Genomic DNA, 20,201 nt, shown 5'->3' on the forward strand with positions numbered 1-20,201 from the left:
TTTCTATAATATTTATTGGAATGAGCACCTTGGAGTTGCTCATTCGTTAAGCGGTTATAACGTGAATTTATTTTTAAAAGAGTGCAAAAGTGTACAGATCAATAATTAGCGATACTTTTATAGGGTTGGATTTGATATAAAATTGATAGAACTTATTTAGGTACCATTTTTTTATGAAAACGTTGCTCCACTTTGCCATTAGCTTAACAATGGTTATTTCTCTTGGCTTTTGTGTAAAAGCGGATGAGGAACAACTAAGTGCCAGTATTGCGATTGGTTATGGTTCATATTCTTCGATTATGGCCCACGGAAGCGAGCAAAATTTTTACTTGCTGCCTCGTTGGTCTTATTACCACAACAACTTCTATATTGAGAACCTAGATTTAGGTTATAACTTTGCCGAATTAAATGATTGGTCATTCGATTTAACCAGCAAACAGAGTTTTGATTCACTCTTGTTTCGCGGCGATTCGGTATCAGATGCATTATTAAGAGGGATAATGGCAAACCCCGATCTGCCTCTAAACGCCCCCTTTAATACACCGTTACAAGATTTACTAACACCACAAACTCGTCGTTCAAGCTACCTCGCAGGTGCCAGTGTATTTTGGCATTCTGAGCATTTTCAATTCAAATCAGCGATGCATACTGACATCACTTCGGTTCATAACGGGTATGAGTTTTCCAATGAATTACGAGGGCTATTCCAAACAGAACAATTTTCCATCGCGACGACCGCGGGCATTCGTTATTTAGATAAGAAATACAGCGATTACTATTTTAGTGTAACCCATGCAGACACCACTGGTAGTTATCAATTTTTGCCCGGTGCGAGTTGGCTACCATCCTTTAAACTAGAAACGAGTTGGAAGCTCAATGAGGAACTCCGCATTTTGCTCCATGCGCGCCGAGAGTGGATGCCTTCAAATTTTGACGGCAGTATTCATATCGTTAAACAACATCACGATATTATGTTTATGGGATTAATATGGATGCCGTAGGCAAATTACTTTGTGTATTTATTACCCTCAATAGCCTTAAGTCTTTTAGTGCTGATGCGACTTTCGACGTACTGCCCAGAGTTTGCTTATATCAAACCGATCCCATCTGTAATGTCGATTTGACAATAAGTTGGCGACATAACAAAACCGCCTGCCTAAAAATATCCGGCCATGAACACCAAATCCAATGCGCTAAATCAGTAGAAAACATCCACCTCAGCATCCAACTTTACAGCGACACCACTATTCAATTAGTGGATGCCAAAACAAGCCAACAAGTCGACAGTCACACAATAAAACTACTAAGTGCAGAACGCCCAGCTTTAAAAAAACGTCGGCTAAGCTGGAGTTTGTTTTAATGAAACGTCATATTTTAATTTTAGAAGACGACCTTGAACTCGCTCGTTTGATAAAGGCCTATTTGCAAGACCAGGGGTTTATTGTGACTCACTTTAGTCAGGCCCATACGGCGCTAAAACAATTGCCCGAGCAACAATTTGACATGTTACTTTGCGACATTAATCTGCCGGGCAAAAATGGCTTCGAATTTGTACAAGAAGTCCGCGCAGAGTTTGCCGGCCCTATTTTATTTATGACAGCCCTGACTGACACAAAAAGCCAATTAAAAGGTTATGAGTTAGGGGCTGAGGACTATTTAGTTAAACCGATAAACCCCGAACTATTGCTGGCAAAAATAAATGTGTTTTTCAAATTGGATAGGCAAGTTAAACCCCAGCAAACTTTATTTCAAATGGGTAACCTGACGCTAGATACAAACTCTAAAACAAGTTACTTAAATGGCGAAAAGTTAAATCTAACCTCTGCTGAATTTAGGTTGTTAACCGCTTTACTGGCTCAGTTTGGACACGTAGTCAGTCGCGAATGGTTGTTTCAGCACCATCTTGGTCGTGAATACGACGGTATCGACCGCGCAATGGATGGCAGAGCATCTCGGCTTCGTAAAAAACTGCAATTAATTGACCCGAGCTGGAATGTGATTACCGCCTGGGGTGAAGGATATTACTTGTCAAAGGATGATCACATTGAAGGTCAATAACCCTTTATTACGATTCTATTTCGCTTTAGCTATCACTTTGTTGTTGCTGATATTTAGTGTCGACCAAATTTTTGAATCAGCCCAAAGTGATCAACCGCCAGTAATTGACGCCGCACTTGTGTTGCAAAACGTTCAACAGCTTACAGCTAAAAATCGGCCGATTCGATGCGATGCGCAGTCAAAATCGTCATGTGACGGTGCTTTATTCGTTGAATACCCTGCTGAATACTGGGCCGGCGCATTACCAACAAATGAGCAGCCGCTATTTGAATTGACCGACAGCCAAGGCAAAAGAATGTTATGTCTTACCGACAATAGCGATAAGTTACTTTGCATTAACCGGATAGATTGGCCGGCGTCTGCTGAGTTTACTCTAGACCTTGTTTACTTATTTTACTTTTTGCTGTTCCTTATTCTATTTCTATTCAGTCGGTCATTATTCAACGACATTGAAATTTTACGCAACAGTGCCCTTGATGAGATCAAGTTTGGGAAGTTCCCCAAGTTTAGCCTAAGTTCTCGTTCCTATTTACAACCTCTTGCGGAGTCACTGAGAAACTTAACCACACGGATTGAGCACCTAAATCGCTTTCAGGCGGAAATGGCGGAAACCGTTTGTCATGATATAAAAACGCCCCTTGCTCGGCTGAAATTTATCAACCATATGAGCAAACAAGAAACCCTTGCACAGTCGAAAGGTCAAATTGAAAATAATCTTAACGATATTGAAGCGAATATTTATGATTATCTGCGGCTTGCAAAAAATGAATACCGGGAGCAACCGCTTAATATAACGTCCACCGAATTACTTCGCGAAGTAAAAGCATTAACCGAAGTATTTATTGAAGACAAAGATCGCACTATTCATTTAAACATTGCAGAAGGAATAGTAATTAATGCGGATATAAAACTGCTTGCCCGGGCGATAACGAACTTAGTGAGCAATGCCCTTCGATTCTGCCAACATAATATATGGATAACTGCCAGCGTAGAGCATAAAACGTTATTGTTGGCTGTTGAAGACGATGGTTTAGGATGGGATCAGACATCTTCGAATGACGATATTATTCCGGAACATCACCAAATTGGCCTTGCAGTCGTTCGCCGTGTGACAGAGCAACATGACGGCCAAATGGCAATTTCTAAGTCTGTATACGGCGGTGCGAAAGTGGCACTGCATTTACCAATAGTTATGTCGCAGTAACGATGCTCAATTACTGCGACTATTAACGTCTAAAGAGATAATCAAAGGTAACACTAAGGTCTTTCCTAGTTAGATTGGTGTGACGATATCACCCTCTTCAACATCACCGGCTTCATCAACACATACAATTGGTCCTAACTCAGCTCGTATTTCGTCATAGTGCAATTTTTGTTTATCTTCGAGCTCGCCACTGTCAATCATTTGCAATGTACTTTTAGCAAGTTCTTTCTGGTCTAAATCCAACCCTTCAGAGCGATGTATTGCCTGGATAACCTTTAACAAGCTTAAAGCCACCTTGATATTCCTAGGCGTGAGCCTTAGTGCTTTATGCAATGAATCTAACGCTGGTGCCATTTTCTTGCGCTTGAAAAACTCTACGGCCATGCTATTTAACTGCTTAGGGGTAAAATGAATTTCCGCTTTTTCTTCCGCTTCTTGCTCAACAAATTTATTTGTAACTGCACCGGCTAATGAATCACAGGCAATTTGCTTTTTCACCGCCTCAAGTAACGCTAGGGCTTCTTCTCGCATACCTAGTTCGTGGAAAACTTTTACCTTGTCCAAATTGTCCTCTACTGACATATTTGGTCTAGGCGAAACTTGCATTTCAACTAACCTAAGCGCTTTTTGTTTTTCTTCTCTAGCATTAAATATTCGAGCTCTGGCAACAATCAGTTGCTCTTTAAAATGCCCCGCATCTTCGTAATCGACTTCGAGTTGATGAATGTATTTATCGGCTTTCCCCAATAAATCTAGCGACTCATGCACATCAACTGACGTTGCCAAGTCGATGGCTGAACGGATCACATTTAGAAGTAACTCAGGGGAGTCGTGAACTGACTTTTTAGCAAATTTAGCCATGTTAACCGTTGCGTGGTACTGCTCACGTTGATCATGATTCAGTCGTGCTAAATCCCAAACTTTTTTGTTTCTTGCGATATTTCTCGGCGCTAACTCAGCCGCTTTTTTAATTTCATCGTAGGCTTTTACATAGTCTTCATTGTCAACATAGTATTGCGCTAAAAGATCGTAGGTCGCAAATCGGGTGTCCACTCTGTGGGTCATTGAGTCAAGCAACTGATCAATTTCATCGATCTTATTTTGCTTTAACAACGCATTTACAAAACCGAGGTAGACCCAAGACATTTTATATTTTTGACGTAACTCACGGTAATATTCTTCCGCATCCACAAATTCCATCAACGACAACAAACATTCACCTTTTAGGCGTCTGAGGTTCATGTGGTATTTTTTTAGTTCAGGGTTTTTAATATGTCGTTCAGCGTAATAAATTGCCTTACTAAAATCGCCATTATCAATGCATTCAAAAACATTAAATAACTTACGCTTAACATCCAGAATATAACTCAAGCGAGTCGTTACATTTTTTGCGTTTAGAGGTTTAACCCAAAAATCATCAGGTTGCAATTCAGCGATACTATTAACTAAGGTTTCGTCTGTTTCAGAACTTAAAAATATCAGTACGGTTTGTTTAGTCACAAAGCCTTTAAATTTCATTTCTTCTAAAATATGAAATCCATCTTTATCACTTTTTACATTAAACGCACAGATCACGATATGAAATTGCATTTCGGTACACAGTCTTAAACCATAAAACGCATTTTCGGCACAACGCACATTAACAATACCCATATCATAGAAGGTATGTTTTATAAGGTCGTGAACCAATATATTGTCATCAATAACTAATACATTAAGCTCATTGAAGTTTGTTATTTTGTTTAACCCAATATGTTCCATTTGATCCTACATCTCTTAGTTCCGGACATATTATTGACAATTTCGGTAATCGCCAACGGTACATTAATACTAGTTAATCTACACTCTCATCCATTATTTATGGCCATCACTTGAGCACCTTACGAGGGTTGCTATTTCTAAATTATAGGCTGGTTAGTCAAATTTACAGCTTAGTTTTCTAATTTAGTTAGACTTTTTTGCTCTTGGATGTGCCTGATCATACACTTTGGCTAAATGTTGAAAGTCCAAATGTGTATAAATTTGTGTTGTACTTAAATTTGCGTGACCTAATAATTCTTGCACTGAACGCAGATCGGCACTTGATTCTAAAATATGCGTAGCAAAGGAATGACGTAATTTATGGGGGTGGACCGTATTGGCCATTCCAAGCTTTTGACCCCAATATTTTAATCGCTGTTGAATTTGTCTCGCGCTTAAACGGTTACCCAGCTTACTGATGAAAAGCGCATCGATATTGTGTTTATTTAAGCTTGGTCGTACTTTTATCCAGTCAACAATCGCGTTAATCGCTACGCTGCCAACAGGCACGATTCGTTGTTTGTTGCCTTTACCAGTGACTTTAACCATACATTCTTGCACATCAACATCGACAACGTCTAACCCGGTCAATTCAGCTAAACGTAACCCAGATGAATAAAATAGTTCCATATAAGCTTTGTCGCGAAATTCAATATCTGATTCCGGAATAAACGACAATAAGTGATGCACTTCATCGGTTTCTAAATTTTTAGGTAACGGTCTATCTTGTTTAGGAGAAACCAGCAAGTCGGCTGGATTTATTGCAATCTCGCGCTTTGACACCAAATATTTAAACAAGCCACGAACCGCAGACAAATGAAGTTGGATCGAACTAGCCTTTAATCCTTCTCGTTTAAACTGACCAATCCACTGCTTCAACAACGTATCGTCAATATCTTGCCAGCGAACAAGGTTTTTTTCCGCAGAAAACGTCATTAAACTTATTAATGTATGGCTATAATTGCTAACGGTATGGTCAGAATAAGCGCGTTCAAACTTGAGGTATTGTAAATATCGAGTGGTTAGGTCAACCAACTCTGTGGGGAGCGTGTCTGAGTTTAACTCAATCTTATTCACGTACTAAATGCACAAAGTGCTGACTGAGAAGCCGCGCGAGTTCACGGATAAAAAATGTATCCATGTGTGGTTGGAAATGGTCGTGTTGCTTTGCTGCAAACGCTCCGATACCAAAAATTTGCTCGTCATCTTCAGACTCGTGCACAACTTCTATTAATGCAACCGAGCCAGCGGGTTGATCAAAAACAACGTCCATTAGGTCGGCTTTAAGGCGACCTAAATACGTGCCTTTGGAATTTAATTTAGCTTGTAGGTGCAAGTAAGCTTCGTCTTCAGGTTGCAGCAACCTAAATTGCACTAAATACAAATGCTCTTGGCAGACTTTATTAACCGCCTGTTCTAAATCACTAATCGATTGGCAACCAACCAATGAAATATAGATTTGGCTAATCGCTTTAAAAATAATCTCATTGGCACGGGCATGGCCCATTAATGAGGTTAATTCTTCTTCCATCAGCGTAATTTTATCGCGTTGTACCTCTTGACGTTTTTCCAATAGAGAAATCGCCCCCTTTGCTACATGGGGGATTTTTAACTGAGTCACTAGCTCAGGATGCTGGAGAAAAAAGTCGGGATTTTGCTGTAGGTATTCTTTTACCAATTCAGCATCCAATTCCAACTCGTCAAAATTAGGTGTCAACGCTTTACTCATAAATGTAATTGTCCATCAAAAACATATTCTGCAGGTCCAGTCATCTTGACCGGTGAGTTTTCATCATGCCATCGAATATGTAATGTACCACCTGGTAAATCTACTTGAACTTTACTGTTTAGTAAATCTTGAATTCGCCCGACGACCACAGCGGCACATGCGCCACTGCCGCAAGCCAGTGTTTCACCGGCACCTCGTTCGTAAACACGCAATTTAACGTGGTCACGGGACAGGATCTGCATAAAACCAATATTGGCTTTTTCTGGGAACCGTTCATGGCATTCTAAACGAGCACCGAGATCTTCAACCGAAGCGGTGTCTACGTCATCGACAATTACCACGCAATGCGGGTTACCCATAGAGGCGACACCACACATTACCGTGTCGTTGTTACTGCGAAGCAAATAAGTATTTTCTTGTTGCTGTGCAGTAAATGGCACTTTTTTGGGTTCTAATATCGGACGGCCCATGTTTACAGTAACTTGGTTGTTGTTTTCGAGGTACAACACCATATTGCCAGATTTTGTACTGACCTTAATCGCCGTTTTATTGGTTAGGCCTTTTAAATGCACAAAGCGAGCAAAACAACGAGCGCCGTTTCCACACTGTGACACTTCCGTTCCGTCAGCGTTAAATATTCGATAATGAAAATCTAAGTCTGGGTCATAAGGCGGTTCGACCAACAACAATTGGTCGAAGCCAATACCAAAATTTCTATCGGCTAACTTTTTAATATGATCCGGTGACAAAAACACATTTTGTGTCACGCCATCAACAACCATAAAGTCATTACCTAAGCCGTGCATTTTGGTGAAATTTAACATCATGTTCGATATTCCAAATTACTTATCTAAGACTGATTCACCAGCCCACAATGAACTCAATGTTTCTCGTTGTCGAATAACATGTGTTTGATCACCATCAACCATTAGCTCAATCGCTCTAACTCGAGAGTTATAATTTGAACTCATGGTAAAACCGTAGGCACCAGAAGAACGAATAACAAGGTAATCACCTTCTGCAACCGCTAAATCACGATTTTTCCCCAAAAAGTCACCTGTTTCACAAATAGGGCCAACAATATCGTAATTATTTACTGGACGGTCTAATTGCGCAATAGGTTCGATTTTCTGCCACGCAGAATACAATGCTGGTCGAATAAGATCGTTCATCGCAGCATCTACAATACAAAAGTGTTTGCCTTCGTTTTCTTTCAAAAATTCTACTTTAGTCAATAAAATTCCAGCGTTGGCCATAATCGCACGACCTGGCTCAAACAAAATAGTTAAGTGCTTATGATTCTCTAAACGCGCCATCAATGCTGAAATATATTCACTTGGCTGCGGAGGTTGTTCATTGTCGTATGTCACGCCTAAACCGCCCCCTAAATCTAAGTGCTTAATATCAACACCAAGATCGGCTAGTTGGTCGATTAGTTTTAATAAAATATCAAGAGCATCTAAAAATGGTTCGATCTCAGTAAGTTGAGAACCAATGTGGCAATCGATGCCTTGAACATCTAGATGTTTGTTGTCATTTGCCCAAGGATATATCGATAAGGCTTTTTCTACGCTAATGCCAAACTTGTTTTCTTTTAATCCAGTTGAAATATACGGGTGAGTCCCTGCGTCGACATTTGGGTTAACGCGAATTGACACCGGGGCCACTTTATTTAGTGCCTTTGCAACTTTGGCAATACGATGCAATTCAGGTTCAGACTCAACATTAAAACATTTAATTTCAGCTTCTAAGGCGTACTCGATTTCGGCTTCTGTTTTACCAACACCAGAGAAAACAACCTTGTTCGGGTTGCCACCAGCTTCAATCACACGGGCGAGTTCACCACCAGATACAATGTCAAAACCAGAACCCAATCGTGCCATGACATTAAGTACGGCTAAGTTTGAGTTTGCTTTTACAGCATAACAAATGAGGTGTGGATGATCTTGAATGGCGTTATCAAATGCTTTCCAGTGGCGTTCAATTGTCGCACGTGAATAAACATAGGCAGGTGTGCCAAAATTAGCAACGAGGTGCTGACTAGCGACGTCTTCGGCAAATAATTGACCGTCGCGAAAATTAAAGTAATCCAAAGTTATGTTCCCAAAATAATTATCAAAATATGTGGTTTACACCAAAGTCTATTTATTATCTTTTTTTTGTTGTGTGGGTTCAGACTGTTTTGACGATTGTTCTTCTTTTTGTTTTTCTGTTTGTGTTACTTCAGCTTTTTCTGGTTGGTCAGGTAAATATAACGGCCCTTTAAGGCCACAACCAGACACAGCAACGAGTAAAGTCGTTGTAAACAACATCTTCATTATAAAATATGCAAAAATTTTACGGTAAAAATTAAACGGACGTTTCATGTTTTTACGGTATCTATTATAGTTGCCGCTATAATCTCACTATCAACAACAAATGCAAGTAGGATCTACTATGAATGACTCTGAATATCATCAACTCGCTGACGATTTTTTAATGAAATTACAAGACGCCGTTGATGAAGTCGACTTTGATCTCGATTACGAAAGCGCTGGCGGCATTGTTGAAATCATATTCCCTAACGGCACAAAGATTATCGTGAATAAACAAGCACCACTGCAACAACTATGGGTTGCCACTAAATTTAATGGCCATCACTTTGAATATAAAGATGGTCTGTGGATTGATAATCGAGGCGGGTCTGAACTTTGGGCGCTTATTAGTGATGCAGCAACAAAACAAGCTGGTGAGCCAATTTCGATTGCGCCTTAAGCTAACGGAAAATAAATAGTCACGAAGTAAACGTTATATCGAGTGCCAATATCAGGTTTTATTGGCACCTTTAAATTCCTGCAACATTTGTTTCTAAATATTTTGTTGTTAAACCCCACCTGTTTTCGACCCTTTCTTCACGCATATGGTTAAATATGCATAAAATTCAAAAATCTACTTATCGCTTACGGAATATTTCACTACACTATTAATTGTGCGATTTAATGTAATATTCAATACATTATTTTTTACGCCACTAAAGACATTCAGCATGTTAATTCTAAATCGATTAAAGGGTCAGCCTTATGAAATTTTTTATCCACACTTTAGTTAGCCTTGTTGTATTTTTATCGAGTTTTTCTGCATCTAGTGAAACAATCGCACCATCGGTTAACCGCGCGATTATTACAACCGCCATTGCCGATCGCGAGCCCGTTGATAATTACAACGAGCAAACTTTGCCCTCTGGCACAAACAAAGTATTTTTCTTTACTGAAGTCATGAATCAAGCAGATTCGAACGTCACGCATCGCTGGTTTTTAAATGGCAAATTGGAGGCCGAAGTTAAGCTTAATATTGGTTCTAATCGCTGGCGTACACGTTCAAGTAAAAACTTAGATGCTAATTTTCACTCTGGTAGTTGGGAAGTGATGGTTGTTGCGGCCGACGGAACCATATTAACGACTGAGACTTTTTTATTTGAGCCTTAAGTTTTCAACAAAATGAACAACGACATTTTATTGTCTTTATTTTCAGCGTAAAGTTGATGTATATCAGGCATAAACAATAAGAATACCAGTTAGTCTTTAGCAATAATGTCTTAACTGGTATTCTCTGACTATAACTTTAAGCGATGGTTTCTAAATTAATGACAGCTGTATCTCCTATTCTACGTATCGCTACGCGAGAAAGCGCGTTAGCTATGTGGCAAGCAAATTACGTAAAAGACAAACTTGAACAAGCCCACCCAAATTTGACGGTTAAGTTAGTGCCGATGACAACAAAAGGCGATCAAATTTTGGATACGCCGTTGGCTAAAATAGGTGGCAAAGCACTATTTGTTAAAGAACTCGAAGTGGCCATGTTAGAAGACCGAGCTGATATCGCGGTACATTCGATGAAAGATGTCCCTGTCGACTTCCCAGATGGTCTTATGTTGTACACCATTTGTGAGCGTGAAGACCCACGTGACGCCTTTGTTTCAAATACCGTGACTGACTTTGAAAGTTTGCCGACCGGCGCCGTTGTCGGAACATCGAGTCTGCGTCGTCAGTGCCAAATTAAAGCGCTGCGCCCAGATATTAAAATTAAAGACTTACGCGGCAATGTGAATACTCGTCTAAGAAAGTTAGATGAAGGCGAATACGATGCCATCATTCTTGCCTCAGCAGGCCTCATTCGCTTAGGCATGATTGAACGAATTAAGCAGTATTTACCTGTTGAGTTTATTCTACCGGCCAATGGTCAAGGTGCCGTTGGCATTGAGTGTCGAGTGGACGACACTCAAGTACAACAATGGCTATCTGTACTAGAACACTCTGAAACTCGATTTCGTGTGACCGCAGAACGCGCCATGAACCGAGCGTTGCAAGGTGGTTGCCAAGTACCGATTGGCGCTTATGCTGAAGTCATCGACAACGAACTATTACTTAAAGGTTTAGTGGGCAGCTTAGATGGCGATAGTATCATCGAAGGTGAGATTTCTGGTCCTTGTGCTGACGCAGAAAAACTAGGTGAAATTCTTGCCAATGAACTGTTGGAAAAAGGCGCTGACAAAATTTTAACAGAAGTGTATAAAACGGTTTAAAATGAGCAAATTAACTGACGCAGCTGCGTTACCCAATACACGGTTACTCAATACACGGTTACTCAATACACGTCCGTCGCCTATGGCTGAAGAGCTTTCAGCACTCTGCGAACAAGTGAATGTGGAAACACAAGTTGCGCCAATTATAACGACAGCCCCATTTGCGAAAGAAACACTTGATGTAAGTTTGACGGCGTTATTAAAAAATACCCCTTATCCAGATTTTATTTGGATTTTTGTCAGTCGTACCGCAGTCAGACATTTTGCGACGTATTTACTACAAAACAAAATTGCTTTTATGCCCAAAGGTAAAATAATTGCCGTCGGGCCAGGGAGCCGAGATGAACTGATTGCGGCATTTAGTCACCTTAATGACCAGATCATCTGCCCGGAAGAGTCGAATAGCGAATCGTTAATTTTATTGCCCGAATTAAACGACGATAAAAAAATTAACGCCGCCATACTAAAAGGCAAAGGCGGCCGCGACGTGATTAAACGTCATATAGAAAGTCAACTAGGGGTCGTTACTGAAGTTGATTTATATGAACGTCAAGTCACCAAGCACGCTACAAATGACATAAAAAACTGGCTTACTGCCGACTTTATATTGGCAACAAGTATCGATATCGCCGATGGCATTTTCGAGAACGTTGTGTCAGCTGTAGATAAGGCACAGATATCAACGCTTACCAATAAAAATTGGATTGTCATTAGTCACCGTATCCGTGACCATGTCATAGCGTTAGGTGTTGATAAGAACAAGGTAAAAGTCTCTGAACACACGACTAATCAGTCGATTATTCAGTTGTTAACCCAATGGCAAGGCGAAATTTCGATGAGTAATAAAGATAACAAAACCTCAACAACGCAATCTTCTAGTAAGGAAGCGCCTGCTTTGAATAAAGACAAACAGAAACAAGAAGCCGCGTTGAAAAAACCAGACACGTCGGAAAAATCCGTTGATGAAGCTCAAAATAAAAGCAATGAGGCGTTAAAGAAACTCGAGCAACAAGTACGTGCCGAAAACGAAGCTATCGCTAAAGAAAAAGAAAAAATAGCGGCGAAAGCAACGGCGACAACACCACCTGAAACAGCGACAACCCCTAAAGCAACAGAGTCTAAAACCCAAACCAAATCAAAACCTACCCCGAAAACCGAACATAAAACGGCGCAAACTGAGCCTACGCCAAAACAAACGACGAAACCTCACAATACGTCAAAAGAGTCCAATTCAAGATTAAGTAAAACAGCGGTTTTTGCCTTATTGCTCAGTTTTGTTGCAATCGGAGCCATTGGTTTTGTCTGGTGGCAGGGCCAAATGTGGCTTAAAACGCAAAGTCAGGTCGAAACGTTAAACCAACAAGCGGTTAATAATAATGTCGCAGAAATCAAAAACCTTAAATCGCAAATCAGTCAATTAAGTGGTCAACTTAATAGCCAACTGAAAGTCCAACAAAGTCAGGATAAATCGATTGCGAATAATGTTAAAACGTTAACCAATCGAGTAAAAGAATTAGGCCAAAGCCAACCGAACGAATGGTTAGCCTCTGAAGCCTTATACTTAGTTAACCTAGCTGAGCGAAAAATCATTATCGATCAGGATGTCGACACTGCCCTAATGTTGCTAGCAAATGCCAATAATCGACTGGCTGCAATGAATGACCCAAGTGTTTTTCCACTTCGTCAAAGCATCAGTGAAGATGTTGCAAAACTCCATGGCGCTAAACAACCAGACCGAGACAGTTTATATTTAAGCCTGTCTGGTATTCTCGACCAAGTGAATACCTTAAAGTTCTCACATATATATATCCCAACAGCAACGGCGATCGAACCAGACTCGGCTGTGTCTGATGAAATTCAAGATTGGCAGGCCAACTTAAAAACCAGTTTTAATCGATTTATGACAAACTTTGTCACGATTAAGCATCGAGAACTTGCCATAGAACCGCAAATTCCGGCTCAGCAACAATGGTTTATTAGAGCAAATATTACACGCCAGTTGTTAATAGCACAGCAAAATATTTTGTTGCAAAACAACGCACTATATAACGATGGTATTGTACGGAGTCTATCTTGGATGCAGCAATATTTTGACCTAAACGACCCACAGGTGGTTGCAACTATCAATACCTTAAGCGAATTGCAAAACCGCAACATCGAACTCAACTTGCCAACTAAATTGGGCAGTCAGTCTGAATTAACGAATTATGTCTCGCGCCAACAATCGCGCATGTCTGGGCAATAGGTTATAGCTATGATGAAATTTACTAAGCAAATCGTAGCGCTTTTAATTATTGGACTGTTTCTAATATTTGCGCCGAATATTAAAGGCGACCAAGGCTACGTGTTAATTGCGATAGGCAACTACACAATCGAAGGCAGTATTGTCGAATTTGGCGCTACTATTGTCATGTTTGTTGTTGCGTTATGGATGGTGGTTTGGCTATTAAAGCTGGTTTATACCACATTGATTTTGCCTACTTTGTGGTGGCAGTCACGTCAAAATAAAAATCAGGCAAATTACCTCCAAGCCGGAATTGACTACATGACGTTGGGCCAATGGCAGCAAGCAATTAATCAATTTGCCAAAGTAAAACGCACCGAACGATTGGAATCTGCAAATAAACTTACGGGCGTATGCCGTGCTCAATTAAATGAGTCAGATACTTTACTGCTGACCGACGACATAGCAAAAGATACTAAATTAACTACCCCATTTGCGACCTTAGCCGGACTTATGAAAGCGCACAAATATGAAGATGCGAATCTGCTAGTGCAAAGCCTAAAATTGCCTATTGCCAAACAACCACTGCCTTTTCAACAATTATGTTTAAGCGTGTATGCTCAAAACTTTAACTGGAATGAAGTGGCTAGCCATTTACCTCGTCTAAATAAACTGGCTAAAAAACACAGTGACGTTAACGCCTTTGATGAATTACAGCAGCTTAATCAAACCATGTTCTACAAAGCATTTACGCGCTATATCTCTGCGTTTTCCATTAATCAACTTCAGACGGTTTGGACCGGTTGGCACAAAGCGATTAGGTCAGATAGAGCATTACAAACGTCTTACATCTTAGCGTTGTCAGAACAACAACAGAGCCAACTTATTGAACCGATATTATTGGAAAACGATTTATTGAAGCAACAGGATTGGTTGCTAGAAGTGCTCCGACATATATTCAAAAATACGACGTTTGTGTCAATGGATCTGCTGTTTTCGCAAATACAGAAACACATCACCAAGCAACCGGATAATAAAACACTATTAACTATTTATGCTTATCTAGCTGCCGGACAAAAAGATTTTCAGCTGGCAAAACAAGCCCTCGAACAAGTTGTTTATTCCAATAACAACTTGGTAGACAAGCGTTTATACGCCATGGTTCTAGCTGAGTTAGGTGAATTACGCTACAGTGTAGATGTCTTTAAGTCTATTACGTGACTTTTTAAATACGTTTCCAGGAGACGCGATTGACAGCTGAATTAATAGGACAACTTACTTTTATCATCGTAATTTTATGCAGCAGTATCATATCCGCTGCATTTATGATGTTTAGTCCTGTTGCCGAATCGACTAATGCTAAAATAGTGACTCGCTATTTCTCGTTATTTTTTTTCCTTACTTGTTTTGCTTTTTGTTTTTATTTATTCCGGCCATTTATTCCTGAACTTTTATCAATTTTAATCGCTAATTTGTTCTTTCTAGGCAATTTATATGCTTTAAAATTTGGGTTACGTTGGCGAATTAGTCAGTATCATCATATCCACCAATGTCCCAAAGCAATAACACACATCTCTATTTTTGTAGTGTCTCAAGTCGGCTTATACCTTTTTTTAGACGACAGCCAGCTCGCACGTTCTACAAATCACGCTTTAAATTCTATCTACATTTTGGCAACATCGCTCACCATTATTTGGCACGATAAAACACGCCCACCCACTTTTGGTGAGAAGTCGTTAAAAATTGCCGTCTATTTTGCCATCATGTGTTTTGTTACGGTTCCAATCGCCTATGTTTATATTCCAAACAACTACCAGTACATGAGCGTATTGCTATTACTACAGGTGTTATCCGTATTAATGATGATGGGCGGATTACAATCTTTGCTTATGTCAGACACGATTAATCAGCACTATGAATTATCAATCCGCGACCCGCTTACGGGGATCTATAACCGCAGGTACTTTTTCGATAAAGTTAAAGACTGCCATATGGATTTTGACAAAGAACCGCATTCTATCATCATGTGCGACATCGACTTTTTTAAACGCATTAATGATAATTATGGTCATGATATTGGTGATTTGGTTATTGTCGAGATTGCGACCCTTATCACTCGACATACCGGAGAATTGGGTATTGCCGCCAGATTTGGCGGGGAAGAATTTACGATTTTATTGCACAACCATGGCCTAAAGAAAGGCCTCGATTTTGCAGAAGAATTGCGGCATTTAGTGCGCGCAATCCGCGTTAACACTCACAAGGGACAAATTAGGGTTACGGCAAGTTTTGGTGTCGCGGAAGTTTGGGATATTCCGGATATCGACTTAACCATTAAACTTGCCGATCAAGCTTTACTCGCTGCGAAGGCAAATGGCAGAAACCAAGTATGTGCTGGTTAAGCTTCTGGTTCTGCAACTGCCATTTTTATTGTTTGAGTTGGGAATGCAAACTCTGCCCCATGACTTTCAACAATGCCCGCAATATCTAGCAATAGTGTTTCTTTATGTTGATGAAACGTAACCCAGTCAATCGTTTTGGTCATACAGTAAACCAAAATATTAAGCGACGAAGTACCAAAGCCATTAAAATTAACAATGATCACTTGGTCCTGAGCAATTAAATCAGATCCGCTAATATAGTTCCGAATTGCATCCACAATATCATGCACTTGTTCGACATCATCATAGCGAACACCTATTGTTTCATTGATCCTACGGTGCGTCATTCTCGACGGATTTTGCACTGTAATGTTATTAAACATTGCATTTGGGACATATAAAGGCCGTCTATCAAATGTTTTAATCCGAGTGATCCGCCAGCCAATATACTCGACCGTGCCTTCAATTTCGCGGTCAGGGCTTCGGATCCAATCGCCCACTTTAAACGGTTTGTCTAAGTACAACATCACACCACCAAACCAATTTGATACCAAGTCCTTTGATGCAAAAGCTAAGGCTGCGCCTGAGACACTACCAACTGCAATTAAACCCCGAGGGTCGAGACCTAGCAGATCAAACGCGACAATCATGCAGATCACCGCAAGGAGCAAACGAAATATCTTCGCAATTCCAATTACTGCCGTTGCGTCAAGCATTGTCGGTTCTGTTTCGTTTAATGTTTCACTTTCAATAGTATTAACGACTCGGAAGCCATACCAACTTAAATGCAAGACCGCGAGTAATTGCACAATTGGGTATTTATCAAACTCAAAATAATCACCACCGAGCACGTTGAACAAATCAATTAAGTGCCAGGTCGACAGCAAAATAAGGAAAAACTTCGCGGGTAAATACAATGCATAAACACTGGCATTGAGGAGAGATTGTTTACTTCTATTAATTAATCGTCCTTTAAAAGTACGCAGAATAAGTAACGAAACAATGGACGTGAATAAGGCAAAAAACTGTTGGAAATAATAATTATTTGGATCAAGTAGTTCTCGCATCCATTCCATAAAAGAAAACCTTAATTTGAAATTACAACTGAATGGCAGTAGGTTAAACCAAATTTGATGAGAAACCAAAATCTGTATGACAAAAAACACCATTTCAGCCCAAACCGAAAACGAAGCGATGACAATTGCCAAAGCGACACAAAAACCAAATCAAACCAAAGAGCAAACTAAGTTGATTGCTAAAGGCATCGAAAAAGGCATCGCCGAGTACAAAAAGAGACATAAAGCCAAATCACGAGATTTAGACAAAAAGCGAAAGAAACTAGAAACCAAAATACAATCTGAACACCCTCAGCCTAATGACGACAATGTGGTCACCAATCGTCCAAACCACAATTATTTGATTATTAATCTAATATTAGCCGTCAGTCTAATTATAAATGTCCTACAATTTATAAACATCATCTAGTTCAATCAGTCATTGAATAAAGTCGATTTTTGAAAAATCGACATTTGTATTTTATAACTTGCGGAGACCCAATGAAATTATTTGCGGTTTTGTTGTTATTTATTGGGAATAGTTTTGCAGAAGGATTTCATTTTTCATCCATTAATTTTTTGACCGAGCAAGAAGTTGGTCGCATTGTTTTACCCCAAATATATTCAGAGCTTGGTATCGTCATTAGCATTACACCGCTGCCGGCTCAACGTGCCCAGCTCTCAGCAACTTCTGGCGTTAGTGATGGCGAAATAATGAGGATATTCAGTTATGGTATTGAAAACCCAACCACAATAAGAGTACCAACGCCTTATTACTACCTTGAGACCACAGCCTTTGTGCATAAAGACAAAGATATCGTAATTGAGAACAAAGACCATCTAGAAAAATACTTTGTCGCAAAAGTTCGTGGAGTAAAACATACAAACAGAATTACTGAGGGCCACTCTCAGGTGATAGACATGAACTCAACCATTGAGATAATGCGCATGGTTGATTCAGGCCGCGTTGACGTTGCATTAACCAATACCATTGATGGTTTAATGGCACTTAAAGAACTTGGTTTAAAAAACGTAATCGCTATTAAAAAACCGTTAGCGACTTTCGATTTGTATCATTACATCCATCTTGACCACAAACATCTTGTTCCAATTGTTGACGCAAAAATCATTGAAATGACAAAAGATGGAAAACTCGCAAAAATTGTTAATGCCGCTGAGCAAAAAACGTTATTGTCTAAATATCAAACCAATGAATAACTCGATCAAAAAACCAGTATTGGCCTCCCTTTAGGCCACCAAAGAGAGACACAATGCACCGACCTATTTTGCAACTCAGATTTATTTTTCTTTTTGCCGTTTTTAGTAGCTGCGTTGTCAAAGCAAGTGAACTAAACCATAACCTAGGAACAGGATTACAGTATTCCGGTTTAATTGGCTATCAAATCTCACTACAGAAAGAGCAGCATCTTTTGCGAGGTGCGGTTGGTTTAATAGGCGCTAGCGCAGGCTATGATTATTTGCTTAACAGTAATTGGTCAATCGGGGCGACATATACAGCTACCATACGATCGGTTTATTCTCTAAATATTAACTACTACCCACAAAGTTTAACTGATGGTTTCCGAGTTGGACTAGATTTGGGCCATATGCCGGATACTGATGGCGACGGTTTTTTTAGCACCGATGGCGCCAAAAATGTAATTTGGTTAAGTGCAGGATGCGCTTTTTAGACCAGTGTATATCCGTTAAGGTTGGCATCTAGTATTTACAAAATGCACAATTGGTAAAGTCTAGAACAACATCGATGTATTGAATTGGCGTATAAAAAAGGTCACAGTATCGGCTTAAAATCAATCTGCTCACTGGAGTGAACGTATGTTGGCCAAAACCTGTAAAGCCACATTTGGACTTTTGTTTTTTATTTTCTGCTCAGCGGCAATAAGCCAAGAAAACGAATATTCAGTTCCGCAGTCAGACTTAGTCTATTTAGAAACCACCGAAGGTTTAGTGATCATTCAACTATTGCCACAGGTATCACCAAAACATGTTGAACAGTTTAAGCAACTTGTCAGCAGCCAATGGTACAACGGCCTCCCTTTTTACCGAGTCATTGAAGGCTTTGTTGCTCAAGCCGGTGAAGGTGAAGGCGAATGGAATAATGTAAAAGGAAAACCCTCTAAATTTAAACTGCCATTAAAGGCCGAGTTTACCCAGCCAGTCTCAGATAGCTTTACCTTAATCCAAAGCCCCGATCTATTGGCTCCACAAACGGGCTTTATTAATTCAGTTCCCGCTGGCCGTGATCTTACAACTAATGAACAGTGGTTTTTGCACTGCTCCGGCACAGTGGCGATGGCAAGAGGCAACGGTGCTGATAGTGCCAGTTCTGAGTTTTATATCGTCATAGGGCACGCTCCGCGTCATCTCGACCGTAATATGTCGGTGTTTGGTCGAGTTGTTTTCGGTATGGACGTTGTACAACGACTGCCCCGAGGAGATAAGCTCAAGGGGGGCATAATTGATAGCGACCTACCAAAAGGAATGATTAACAGTGCGCACATTGGCGATACATTAACTACAAACAAGCAATATACCGTTAAAGTACAAATGGTCGAATCGGCTGCATTTCAACAACGAATCGACTCGTCTAAAAACCGGACCCATGAGTTTTATGTGTACCCTGGGAATGGAAATATCGATGTTTGTTATTACCAGCCAAGTGTTAACGCGACACCTACGGCGAATAACCTTATAAAATAGTGCCAAATTGGCACGGTTTTATGGGGTTATATTTGATTGAAGTGATACATTTACTTGTGGTCGCGTTCATTCACTCTTATCATGACCAGCATACCCTTATTTACCGTGTTGAGTTACGCGGTAATTTGAGTTCATTACAAATGAGATCACATGAAAATAATTGCTAGAAATTTATCCCGTTCAACAACCGAAGAGCAGCTTACTGAAGCTTTCACCCAGTTTGCTGAATTAGAATACTGTACATTGGTATTGGACAAAGTCACCGGTAAATCCAAGGGATTTGGGTTTGTTGAAATTAATGACGACAAAAAAGCCCTTTTAGCCATAGTTAAGTTAAACGGCACAAAGCTAGACGGCAAAGTAATCCGAGTAAAAAAAGCTGAAGATCAATAAACACTAAGGCTTAGTTAAACACCTCGCTGTTGTCTAAAGACGGCACCAAAAAACTGCTAGCCGCTTGTATTTATT

At 40.1% G+C, this 20,201-nt stretch carries 22 protein-coding genes; 15 read left to right on the plus strand and 7 right to left on the minus strand.

From position 1 onward, the window contains the following. Positions 1 to 173: 173 nt before the first annotated feature. From Q4575_RS09560 to Q4575_RS09575, 4 genes are read left to right on the plus strand one after another with little or no spacing between them, the layout of a single operon-like run. Positions 174 to 1,001 carry a MipA/OmpV family protein gene (locus Q4575_RS09560; RefSeq protein ID WP_303522616.1) on the plus strand — a complete coding sequence of 276 codons (828 nt, stop codon included), beginning with the start codon at positions 174 to 176 and terminating at the stop codon, positions 999 to 1,001. Then, positions 989 to 1,360 carry a DUF3019 domain-containing protein gene (locus Q4575_RS09565; RefSeq protein WP_215962542.1) on the plus strand — a complete coding sequence of 124 codons (372 nt, stop codon included), beginning with the start codon at positions 989 to 991 and terminating at the stop codon, positions 1,358 to 1,360. The genes Q4575_RS09560 and Q4575_RS09565 overlap by 13 nt, the downstream gene beginning before the upstream one ends. Then, positions 1,360 to 2,058, plus strand: a complete 699-nt coding sequence (locus tag Q4575_RS09570) for a response regulator transcription factor (RefSeq protein WP_303522618.1) — start codon at positions 1,360 to 1,362, stop codon at positions 2,056 to 2,058. The genes Q4575_RS09565 and Q4575_RS09570 overlap by 1 nt, the downstream gene beginning before the upstream one ends. Beyond that, complete coding sequence (locus tag Q4575_RS09575) at positions 2,045 to 3,262, plus strand: sensor histidine kinase KdpD (protein WP_215962544.1); 1,218 nt, start codon at positions 2,045 to 2,047, stop codon at positions 3,260 to 3,262. The genes Q4575_RS09570 and Q4575_RS09575 overlap by 14 nt, the downstream gene beginning before the upstream one ends. A 69-nt stretch (positions 3,263 to 3,331) precedes the next feature. Here Q4575_RS09575 and Q4575_RS09580 read toward each other — a convergent pair whose 3' ends face one another. From Q4575_RS09580 to Q4575_RS09605, 6 genes are all read right to left on the minus strand, one after another. Continuing rightward, the gene (locus Q4575_RS09580) at positions 3,332 to 5,023 is read right to left on the minus strand and encodes a response regulator (RefSeq protein ID WP_215962545.1); all 1,692 of its coding nucleotides are present in this window, start codon (positions 5,021 to 5,023) and stop codon (positions 3,332 to 3,334) included. Between the two features lie 183 nt (positions 5,024 to 5,206). Then, a complete protein-coding gene (gene xerC / locus Q4575_RS09585) occupies positions 5,207 to 6,139 on the minus strand; it encodes a tyrosine recombinase XerC (RefSeq protein WP_303522621.1) in 933 nt (310 codons plus the stop codon). Then, the gene (locus Q4575_RS09590) at positions 6,132 to 6,791 is read right to left on the minus strand and encodes a DUF484 family protein (protein ID WP_215962546.1); all 660 of its coding nucleotides are present in this window, start codon (positions 6,789 to 6,791) and stop codon (positions 6,132 to 6,134) included. Before Q4575_RS09590 ends, xerC begins: the two co-directional genes overlap by 8 nt. After that, positions 6,788 to 7,618: a diaminopimelate epimerase gene (gene dapF, locus Q4575_RS09595; RefSeq protein WP_215962547.1), complete on the minus strand. Its 831-nt coding sequence runs from the start codon at positions 7,616 to 7,618 to the stop codon at positions 6,788 to 6,790. Before dapF ends, Q4575_RS09590 begins: the two co-directional genes overlap by 4 nt. Before the next feature lie 15 nt (positions 7,619 to 7,633). Further along, entirely contained in the window at positions 7,634 to 8,884 is a 1,251-nt protein-coding gene (lysA, locus tag Q4575_RS09600) for a diaminopimelate decarboxylase (protein WP_215962548.1), read from the minus strand. Positions 8,885 to 8,932: 48 nt separating this feature from the next. Beyond that, a complete protein-coding gene (locus Q4575_RS09605; protein WP_252736790.1) occupies positions 8,933 to 9,157 on the minus strand; it encodes a lipoprotein in 225 nt (74 codons plus the stop codon). Between the two features lie 70 nt (positions 9,158 to 9,227). Between Q4575_RS09605 and cyaY the strand changes: the two genes are divergently transcribed. The 6 genes from cyaY (at position 9,228) to Q4575_RS09635 (ending at position 15,978) form a co-directional block, all read left to right on the plus strand. Beyond that, on the plus strand, positions 9,228 to 9,545 hold the full coding sequence (gene cyaY, locus Q4575_RS09610; RefSeq protein WP_215962549.1) for an iron donor protein CyaY: 318 nt from the start codon (positions 9,228 to 9,230) through the stop codon (positions 9,543 to 9,545). 305 nt (positions 9,546 to 9,850) lie between these two features. Next, entirely contained in the window at positions 9,851 to 10,255 is a 405-nt protein-coding gene (locus Q4575_RS09615; protein WP_215962550.1) for a DUF2914 domain-containing protein, read from the plus strand. 158 nt (positions 10,256 to 10,413) lie between these two features. After that, positions 10,414 to 11,352 (plus strand): hydroxymethylbilane synthase, encoded by a 939-nt coding sequence (gene hemC, locus Q4575_RS09620; RefSeq protein ID WP_215962551.1) that lies wholly within the window; start codon positions 10,414 to 10,416, stop codon positions 11,350 to 11,352. 1 nt (position 11,353) lies between these two features. Then, on the plus strand, positions 11,354 to 13,597 hold the full coding sequence (locus tag Q4575_RS09625; RefSeq protein ID WP_303522627.1) for a uroporphyrinogen-III C-methyltransferase: 2,244 nt from the start codon (positions 11,354 to 11,356) through the stop codon (positions 13,595 to 13,597). 9 nt (positions 13,598 to 13,606) lie between these two features. Beyond that, entirely contained in the window at positions 13,607 to 14,797 is a 1,191-nt protein-coding gene (locus Q4575_RS09630) for a heme biosynthesis HemY N-terminal domain-containing protein (RefSeq protein ID WP_303522628.1), read from the plus strand. A gap of 29 nt (positions 14,798 to 14,826) precedes the next feature. Continuing rightward, complete coding sequence (locus tag Q4575_RS09635) at positions 14,827 to 15,978, plus strand: GGDEF domain-containing protein (protein ID WP_303522630.1); 1,152 nt, start codon at positions 14,827 to 14,829, stop codon at positions 15,976 to 15,978. Here Q4575_RS09635 and Q4575_RS09640 read toward each other — a convergent pair. After that, complete coding sequence (locus tag Q4575_RS09640) at positions 15,975 to 17,033, minus strand: mechanosensitive ion channel family protein (RefSeq protein WP_303522632.1); 1,059 nt, start codon at positions 17,031 to 17,033, stop codon at positions 15,975 to 15,977. The genes Q4575_RS09635 and Q4575_RS09640 overlap by 4 nt on opposite strands. A 76-nt stretch (positions 17,034 to 17,109) precedes the next feature. Between Q4575_RS09640 and Q4575_RS09645 the strand changes: the two genes are divergently transcribed. The 5 genes from Q4575_RS09645 (at position 17,110) to Q4575_RS09665 (ending at position 20,126) form a co-directional block, all read left to right on the plus strand. Beyond that, complete coding sequence (locus Q4575_RS09645) at positions 17,110 to 17,442, plus strand: DUF2956 domain-containing protein (RefSeq protein ID WP_215962556.1); 333 nt, start codon at positions 17,110 to 17,112, stop codon at positions 17,440 to 17,442. A 71-nt stretch (positions 17,443 to 17,513) separates the two neighbouring features. Continuing rightward, entirely contained in the window at positions 17,514 to 18,230 is a 717-nt protein-coding gene (locus tag Q4575_RS09650; RefSeq protein WP_303522634.1) for an ABC transporter substrate-binding protein, read from the plus strand. 53 nt (positions 18,231 to 18,283) lie between these two features. Further along, a complete protein-coding gene (locus tag Q4575_RS09655; protein WP_303522636.1) occupies positions 18,284 to 18,703 on the plus strand; it encodes a hypothetical protein in 420 nt (139 codons plus the stop codon). 145 nt (positions 18,704 to 18,848) lie between these two features. Next, the gene (locus Q4575_RS09660; RefSeq protein ID WP_303522638.1) at positions 18,849 to 19,733 is read left to right on the plus strand and encodes a peptidylprolyl isomerase; all 885 of its coding nucleotides are present in this window, start codon (positions 18,849 to 18,851) and stop codon (positions 19,731 to 19,733) included. Positions 19,734 to 19,883: 150 nt separating this feature from the next. Then, entirely contained in the window at positions 19,884 to 20,126 is a 243-nt protein-coding gene (locus tag Q4575_RS09665; RefSeq protein WP_215962560.1) for an RNA-binding protein, read from the plus strand. Positions 20,127 to 20,201: the final 75 nt, after the last annotated feature.

It is taken from the genome of Psychrosphaera sp. 1_MG-2023 (genome assembly GCF_030548245.1).
Lineage (GTDB): Bacteria > Pseudomonadota > Gammaproteobacteria > Enterobacterales > Alteromonadaceae > Psychrosphaera > Psychrosphaera algicola.